5 protein-coding genes and 1 pseudogene are annotated in these 3,168 nt (G+C 62.7%); 2 read left to right on the plus strand and 4 right to left on the minus strand.

Features of this window, described 5'->3' with window-relative positions; translation table 11 throughout:
• Positions 1-509 (plus strand): methyltransferase family protein (locus AC1D00_RS33445; protein WP_477013605.1); only part of this gene is annotated, 509 nt, incomplete at its 5' end.
• Positions 510-562: 53 nt separating this feature from the next.
• Here AC1D00_RS33445 and AC1D00_RS33450 read toward each other — a convergent pair.
• The 4 genes and pseudogenes from AC1D00_RS33450 to AC1D00_RS33465 form a co-directional block, all read right to left on the minus strand.
• Positions 563-793, minus strand: coding sequence for a citrate/2-methylcitrate synthase (locus tag AC1D00_RS33450; protein WP_477013606.1), 231 nt, complete (start codon positions 791-793; stop codon positions 563-565).
• Positions 757-1,095, minus strand: a complete 339-nt coding sequence (locus AC1D00_RS33455) for a citrate/2-methylcitrate synthase (RefSeq protein WP_477013607.1) — start codon at positions 1,093-1,095, stop codon at positions 757-759. Before AC1D00_RS33455 ends, AC1D00_RS33450 begins: the two co-directional genes overlap by 37 nt.
• A 23-nt stretch (positions 1,096-1,118) precedes the next feature.
• A pseudogene (locus AC1D00_RS33460) lies at positions 1,119-1,217 on the minus strand (GMP synthase (glutamine-hydrolyzing)); the annotation flags it as partial.
• Positions 1,218-1,224: 7 nt separating this feature from the next.
• A complete protein-coding gene (locus AC1D00_RS33465; protein WP_477013608.1) occupies positions 1,225-2,187 on the minus strand; it encodes a cupin domain-containing protein in 963 nt (320 codons plus the stop codon).
• Positions 2,188-2,400: 213 nt separating this feature from the next.
• Between AC1D00_RS33465 and AC1D00_RS33470 the strand changes: the two genes are divergently transcribed.
• Positions 2,401-3,168, plus strand: a 768-nt coding sequence (locus AC1D00_RS33470; RefSeq protein ID WP_477013609.1) for an alpha/beta fold hydrolase, incomplete at its 3' end; no start/stop codon positions are given.

Raw genomic sequence — 3,168 nt, forward strand, 5'->3', positions numbered from 1 at the left:
TGCTCAGAGAGCGCCTCAAGCCGCCCGTACAGAAAGATCAGCCGCTCGCGGACAAGCTGATTCTCATCCCAATCCTGCTCCTCATATTTGGAGGAATGGGCTTCATGGCGGCAGATGCGGCGCGCTGGCGCTGGTCGGCAATGCCATCTTCCGTGCAGTGGGCTGGCTGCGGGCTCCTCCTGGCGGCGATGTTGTTCATCTACTGGACCATGCGCACGAACAGCTTCGCGGCGCCGGTCGTGAAACTGCAAAGGGACCGCGGGCAGGYGGTCATCACAACAGGCCCMTATGCCATCGTCCGCCATCCCATGTATTTCGGCACGCTCTTCTACATCGCCGGGACATCGCTCGTGCTCGGCTCGTGGTGGGGACTTGCGACGGTCCCCATCCTCGCCCTCCTGTTTGGCATCCGGATCGGCGTCGAGGAGCAGACGCTGCGCGCGGGCCTCGAGGGCTATGACGACTACGCGCGCCGTGTGCGCCGGCGCCTGATTCCGTTCATCTGGTGAGACGAGCACTATCGCCAGAGGACACATCGGCTGCGATCAAGCCGTAGCTTGCGCTACTTCTTTAGCTTCGGTCCGATATACTGCGCTCTGGGGCGGATCAATCGTCCTGTCTCAATCTGCTCAAGACTATGCGCGATCCAACCGACGACGCGGCCAAGTGCAAAAATGATGAAAGGCGAGTCAGCCGGGAGAGCATAAGCGTCCGCAAGCGCGGCAAGTGCAAAATCGATGTTGGGCAGTTCTCCGGTCATCGCCTCGGCGACTGAGCAGATCTCCGCGAACATGTCGCTCGGTCGGAATTGCGCCAAAGGGACGCCGCGCGCGGATCGCCTTCGGGATAGAGCGGCTGGCCAAATGTCGGAAGCGGTTGACCTCGTGATAGCCATTGGCTCAACGCCTGTTGCGACCCGATCTTCTTCGCATCCTGCATGAGCATCAGCAGCAATTTCGAAGCTGCGCCGTGAAATGGCCCCGTGAGGGTCGAAAGGCCGGCAAGGACACATGCTGAAAGCGGTGCCCTGGTCGATGCGTTGGGAGACGCCAGCGCGCCCCCTTGGATCGGATCCGGCCGAATGGTTCTGATCACTTCGAGCGCGGCATCGGAAGGATCACCTCGTTGATGATGCGCGTGGCGGTCTCGCCCAGGAACGTCATGTCGAACTGGTAGAAGTCGGCGGTCACGCCGTCGGTGGAGGTGACGGCGCGCAAGGTCGAGTCAATCGGATGCTTTCACTTCCGAACCGTTCGGTTGCGCGTGGCCTCCATCAAGACGCTGAGCGGCCCGGTAGCGACCGGGCGACAGGCCGTGATGTCGGTGGAACAGTTTTGAAAACGCCGCCGCTGTCTCGTAACCGACCCGGCTCGCAATCCGGGCGATGGGCTCGTCGCTGGTTTCAAGCAGGAACGCCGCTTCCGCCATCCGGCGTTCGATCACGTAACGATGCATGGACTGACCCACGAGCCTGGTGAMGCGCGCTGAAAATACCGAGCGGCCGAGCCCCACTCGCTGACCGAGATCGCTCAGGGCCCAGGACCGCTCCGGGTTTTCGTGGATCAGCTTGAGCGCTGGTCCGATATGCGGGTCCGATATGGCCCCGAGCCAGCCGCCTTGTCCGGGACTGAGAGACGCGATCCAGCTTCGGAGCGCCTCGACAAAGAGCACTTCCGTCAGTCGTGAAAGCGCGACGCGTTGCCCGGGACGCTCGAGCGCGGACTCGCTGACCATGCGGCGCAGGATGGCTTCGAGCCAGCCACCGTCCGCCGTCGGCTTCAGCAGGAGCACGGGCGGAAGTAGCTCGAGCACGCTGCCGAACGAGGGCCGTGACACGGTGAAATTGCCGCAGATCATGGTCGAGAGCGGCTTTGCACGGCCGCCGTGACGAACGACACCAAGACGTGCCGACGATCGATCGAGGTCCACAATCTGCAAAGGCTTGGCCCGGCGATCCGAATAAAACACGTGGGGCTCGCCGCGCGTGATGACGACGAAATCGCCCTCGGTCATCTGGATTTCCTGTCCATGTTCGAGCGCGAGGGTCGCCGAGCCCCGGCTGAGGTAGTGAAACAGGGCATAGGGGCGCGCCGGCAGTTCCAGATTCCAGGGATGGCCGAGCTCGAAGTGGAAGAGCAACGTCCCACCGAGACGAACGCGATCGAGCACTTGGGCGAGGATATCCATGCCGCCGAAGCTAATCCGATGGACGATTGGACACAACATCCGGACGATTGATCCCTATCGTCCGAAAAGTCCACGGACTAGGTCATCCCGCAGCGGGCCGACATCACGTGCGGCAACCATTTCGCCAACGGCGGACGGAAGAACCGCGACCTGGAAACGCCTGTCCATTCCCCCCGGACCTCATTTCGTCCGACATTCCAACAGGAACCTTCAATGCGAAATATCCTCCTCTCAGCCGCCACCGTGCTCCTGGCCGGAACGACATTGGTCGGCTCCGCTTATTCCGCCGAACTGCCCAAGGGCGCAGCCCACAACATCGTGCTCGTGCACGGCGCGTTCGTGGACCAGACGAGCTGGCAGCCCGTTGCCGATATTCTCACGAAGAAAGGCTACCGCGTCACGCTCGTGGAAAATCCGCTCACCTCACTCGCCGCCGACGTCGATGCCACCAAGCAGGCGCTCGCGAAGCAGGACGGCAAGACCGTTCTTGTCGGCCATTCATGGGGCGGCGTGGTGATCACGCAAGCCGGCGATGATCCCAAGGTCTCGGCGCTGGTCTATGTCTCCGCCTTCGCACCCGAGGTCGGTGAATCCCTGGCATCGCTCGCCAAGGCCGGCCCGCCGACCGAAGGCGGCAGTGCGATCCATCCCGACGCGAAGGGCAATCTGTACATCGACCCCAAGGTGTTTCCGTCGGCCGTCGCGGCTGACCTTCCTCCGGAAATCGCCGTGCACCTGGCCAACTCGCAGCTACCGTTGAACCACGTCGCGTTCGAGGCCCCGGTCGACATTGCAGCCTGGCACGACAAGCCGACGTTCTACGTCATCAGCACCAAGGACAAGGTGCTCGCGCCCGAGGCCCAGAAATCGTTCGCGGCCAGGATCAAGGCCCAGACGACGGAAGTCGCCGGCAGCCATGCCTCGCTCGTCGTCCATGCGAAGCAAGTCGCTGAGGTCATTGAAAAGGCAGCGCTCGCGAAG

The sequence above is a fragment of the Bradyrhizobium sp. P2_E8 genome (assembly GCF_056403875.1).